The organism is Rubneribacter sp., from assembly GCF_965361815.1.
Window position 1 is genome coordinate 1 of sequence record NZ_CBDTNW010000135.1, and the last position, 4,163, is coordinate 4,163.

The window sequence follows — 4,163 nt, forward strand, 5'->3', positions numbered from 1 at the left end:
GCGAGGACGCCGCAACCGAGGAGGCTCTTACAAAGCGCGAGCGCACAGGTTGCCGGTGAGGACGGCGCGCTGGATGTTGTGCGGCTCGGCCGCGTCGCCGACCGTGTGGACTTCAATACCTGCCGCCGCAAGCTCGTCGGCGAGGGCGGTGTTCGGCTCCATGTCGTAGAACTCCACCACGCTGTCGCAGGCTTCCACCTTCTCCAGACCGACTGCGGTCGTGAAGGTCACGCCCTCCGTATCGACCGCGGTGGCCGCGGCGTTGCTGTGCACCTGCACGCCGTTGGAGCGCAGATACGGCAGCATATAGGACTTGAACCAGCCGGATTGCCCCTTGTCCAAAGCCTCGGGGCCGCCCTCGTTGATGATCGCAACCTTCTTGCCGCAGGCCAGAAGGAAGGCGGCGAAGTCGATGGCCTGGACGTTCCCGCCGAGGATGACAACCTTCTCGCCCAGAGCATCCGGGGCGAAGGCGTCCTCCGGCGCGAACACGTTCTCGCCGGAGAAGCGGCTTGGGCGCACGCCGCCCGTCGCCACGACCACGGCATCCGGCGCTTGCTCCTTCACGAACGCGGCATCCGCCTGCGTGCCCGTCCGCACGTCCACGCCCAGCTTCTCCAGCTGCGCGGATGCGTAGGCCAGGTAGTCGTCGAAGCGCTCATGGCCGCCCTTCACGCCCTTGGCAAAGTGGAGCAGGCCGCCGATGGCGTTGCCCGAATCGACGAGCGTGACATCGTGGCCGCGCTCGGCGGCGACGCGCGCCGCCTCGATCCCGGCCGGACCGGCTCCGACGACCAAAACGGAGCGCGGCTTCTCCGCCGCCTGGGGCGTCATGCCCTCGGGCATGGTTTCGGTCAGCGAGTTGAACGACGAGGCGTTCATGCGGCAGCTCGACGGCACGGCTTTGTTGGAGCCTATGTTGTCGTGGCAGTGCATGCACTTCATGCAGGGGCGCACGTCCTCGCGGCGCCCTTCCTGCATCTTGCTCACCAGCTCTGGATCGCAGTTGAGCGGGCGATTCATGAACACCAGGTCGATCTGGCCGTTTTTGATGGCGTCGTTGAGGTAGTCGGGACCGATGCGCAGATCCATGCACGCCGCGCACCCCACCGGCACGCTCACCTGCTGCTTGATGGCGGCCACGATCGGAAGGAACGACGCGAACCCGGACCGGCTCCCATCCACCATGCCGCCGAAATGCGTACCGTAGTCGAACATGGTGCCGTAGCCGGTCAACCCGTCGGCGTTGGGCGCGATGTGCTGCACGTCGGGCGCCCAGATGTTCATCTCGCCGGATTTCGCGCCCACGCGAACCTGGATCCAATCCGCACCGGCCGCCTCCAGGGCCTTCGCGATCTCGATGCCCTCTTCAAGCGTCATGAACAGATCGTTGTCGCCCAGCTCCGAATCGTTCTCCTCCACGCCGTTGATGAGCGCCCCCACGGGGAAGTCCGCCCCATTGACATCCTTGATCTTCTTTATCATGTTGGCGAACAGGCGGGTACGGTTCTCGATGGACTGCGGACCGTACTCGTCCTCGCGCTTGTTGACCCGCCGCGACAGAAAGCCGTTGAGCGCGTCGGCGCTGGCGCCTTTGATCTCGATGCAGTCGAAGCCGGCGGCTTTGCCGCGCTCGGCCGAGGTTCCCACGCGCTCGACGAACGCCTCGAGGTCGGCGACGGGCGTCTCGTTGATGACGGAGTCGGGCACGCTGGGGGCCAGGCCGCCGAAGCACACTTGATAGCCGACCTTGCCGCCGGCGCTATGGATGGCGTCGGTCACGCTCTTGGCGCGGGCAAGCGCCTCTTCGAGCGACCCGGCTGTTTTGTCCAGCGAATCGGGCAGGATGCCGAAGTCGGACAGGTTCCCTCCGGCAAACAGGTTCAGCGCCACGCCGTGTTCGGCCATCGCGCCGTACAGCTCGATCTCGACGGGGACCTTGTCCTTGTTCGCGTCGGCCCACACGCCGCTGCCCGCGCTCTTCACCACGCGGTTTTGCAGCTCGAGCGCGCCCAGCTTGATGGGCGAGAACACCGCGTCGCAGGAGCCGTCGAACGAGTCGTAGCCGCCCACCTGGGCGTTTTTCTGCTCGGGCGCCGGGGCTGCCAGCTCGAGCGCCTGCATCGCGCACGCGTCCACGCCGCCGAGGATGGCGTCGCTGCAGAAGGTGGCACCGGTGACTGCGTCCACTCCGGCGGTTTTGCCTGCGGCGACCACGCCCTCGCACAGCTCTTCGAGCGCCGAGGCGTACAGCGGGAAGTAGTCCATCTGGCTTGTCTCCACCACATTGTAGGAGACGCTCGTCAGACCGCTTGCCCCGAAGGCGCACGAGACTTCCGCCGTCGCGTAGGGCGTCTTCTGGACGCTCGTGTAAGTTCCCTCAACATAGCCGCTTCCGCCTGCGGCATCGGCGCCGTCCGATTGCGCGCAACCTGCCAGCGCCATGGTGGAGGCCGCTCCCAACGCCGCAGCCGCCATCCCGCCCAAAAAGCCTCGGCGGCTCAGGCCCATCCGCGTCGTCGGCTCAATCGCCTCGTCCGCCTTGTTCGTCCTTTGGGTTTTCATGGTGCTCCCCTCGCTCTCGTATCGTGCTTTCCACCTCTTGCGTCGGACCTTGCGCGGCCCGACACGCACCATAGTGAGGTTGGCGAAGGGTTCAGTCGATAGCATGAAGCGGCTGAAAACCGCCGCGGAGGGGTCGCATGACCGATGCGACCCTATCATCATCAGGCAAAACAATCCCCTCTTCCCAATTATAAAGAACGAGCGACTCCCACTCCCCCACCGCACGCTCGCGCTTGAGACGACACGAGAATCTTCCTACTATTTTGTAGATACATATTTAAGCATGTATTTGGTGTATACTTTCAAAAAAGGAAGGAGCACCTTATGCCAGTTGTCAAACCAATTACTGAGATGCAGCGCAACTCGGCCTCGCTCGTGAACGAGGCAATGTCGTTAAAGGAACCTATCTACCTGACCCGCCGGGGTCAATCGGCCGTCGTATTGATGGATGCAGCGGAATTCGATGCCCGCATGGATTTGCAGACCAAATTGTACGAGCGCGAGATGCGCGCCTATGACGGAATCATGCTAGGCCACGATGAGATTGCGCAGGGAAAAGGCATCCCGCTGGAAGATGTCCTTGCCGAAATGGATGAGACGTGGAGCCACTAGAAGGCACACCAGCGCAGGTGCTGATCGCACCAGTCGCACGCGATGCAATCCGAGCCATTGGCTCAAAAGCGGATGCCAAGAGCGTGCGCAGGCGTCTCTCGATCCTCCCCTACGTGCCGGAAATTGGCCACGTGTACGACCCAGTCTACGAGGCAGCGCGACCTCCTCACGACGTGCTTGTAACATACGCTGGCCATTACGGCATCTATTATGTGTACGACGCTGACAGCAATCGAATCTCTGTCGAGTACATTTTAGATCAACGAACCGACCCGACCACGCGGTTCTAGCACAAGGGCCCCGCAATCGCAGGGCCCTCAGTCATTACCTCATTCTGTAGCCGCTTACAGCGCGGCCTCGCGGATCTTCTCCGCCAGCTGCTCGACCGGCCAGGAGCCCAGGTCGCCCTCGTGACGCTCGCGGACGCTCACGGTGCCGCTCTCGATCTCCTTGTCGCCAAGCACCACCATGTACGGGATCTTCTGGCTCTGCGCCTTCGCGATCTTCACACGCATGGGCTCGTTCTGGTCGTACATCTCGACGCGCCCGCCCGCGGCCTTGAGGCGCGCCGCCAGCTGCGCCGCCGCCTCGTTGTGACGGTCGGCCAGCGGCAGCACCGCCACCTGCACGGGAGCCAGCCACAAAGGCAGCGCGCCGGCATAATGCTCGATCAGAATCCCCAAGAAGCGCTCGATGGAGCCGAAGATGGCGCGGTGGAGCATCCAAGGGCGCTCTTCGGTGTTGTCCTCGGTGCGGTAGGTCAGCTCGAAGCGCTCCGGCATGTTAAAGTCGACCTGCACGGTGGAGCATTGCCAGGTGCGACCGATGGCGTCCTTCACCTTGATGTCGATCTTCGGGCCGTAGAACGCGCCGTCGCCCTCGTTGATCTCGTACTCCAGCCCGTGGCGCGCGCACGCCTCCTTGAGCGAGTTCGTGGCGTGCTCCCACATGTCGTCGGTGCCGATGGACTTCTCCGGGCGGGTGGA

General features: G+C 63.8%; 4 protein-coding genes. 2 read left to right on the plus strand and 2 right to left on the minus strand.

The window, feature by feature from the left end:
• Positions 1-27: 27 nt before the first annotated feature.
• Positions 28-2,565 carry an oxidoreductase gene (locus ACWKY3_RS09830; RefSeq protein ID WP_449316229.1) on the minus strand — a complete coding sequence of 846 codons (2,538 nt, stop codon included), beginning with the start codon at positions 2,563-2,565 and terminating at the stop codon, positions 28-30.
• Between the two features lie 324 nt (positions 2,566-2,889).
• Between ACWKY3_RS09830 and ACWKY3_RS09835 the strand changes: the two genes are divergently transcribed.
• Both ACWKY3_RS09835 and ACWKY3_RS09840 read left to right on the plus strand, forming a co-directional pair.
• Positions 2,890-3,177, plus strand: a complete 288-nt coding sequence (locus ACWKY3_RS09835) for a type II toxin-antitoxin system Phd/YefM family antitoxin (RefSeq protein ID WP_449316230.1) — start codon at positions 2,890-2,892, stop codon at positions 3,175-3,177.
• The gene (locus ACWKY3_RS09840) at positions 3,165-3,467 is read left to right on the plus strand and encodes a hypothetical protein (protein WP_449316231.1); all 303 of its coding nucleotides are present in this window, start codon (positions 3,165-3,167) and stop codon (positions 3,465-3,467) included. Before ACWKY3_RS09835 ends, ACWKY3_RS09840 begins: the two co-directional genes overlap by 13 nt.
• Positions 3,468-3,521: 54 nt before the next feature.
• Here ACWKY3_RS09840 and ACWKY3_RS09845 read toward each other — a convergent pair.
• Positions 3,522-4,163, minus strand: a 642-nt coding sequence (locus ACWKY3_RS09845; protein ID WP_449316232.1) for a His/Gly/Thr/Pro-type tRNA ligase C-terminal domain-containing protein, incomplete at its 5' end; no start/stop codon positions are given.

What these genes read in the sequence shown, in the direction of transcription:
- ACWKY3_RS09830 (WP_449316229.1), bottom strand. Translation starts at nt 2,565, where the DNA reads ATGAAAACCCAAAGGACGAACAAGGCGGACGAGGCGATTGAGCCGACG.
- ACWKY3_RS09835 (WP_449316230.1), top strand. Translation starts at nt 2,890, where the DNA reads ATGCCAGTTGTCAAACCAATTACTGAGATGCAGCGCAACTCGGCCTCG.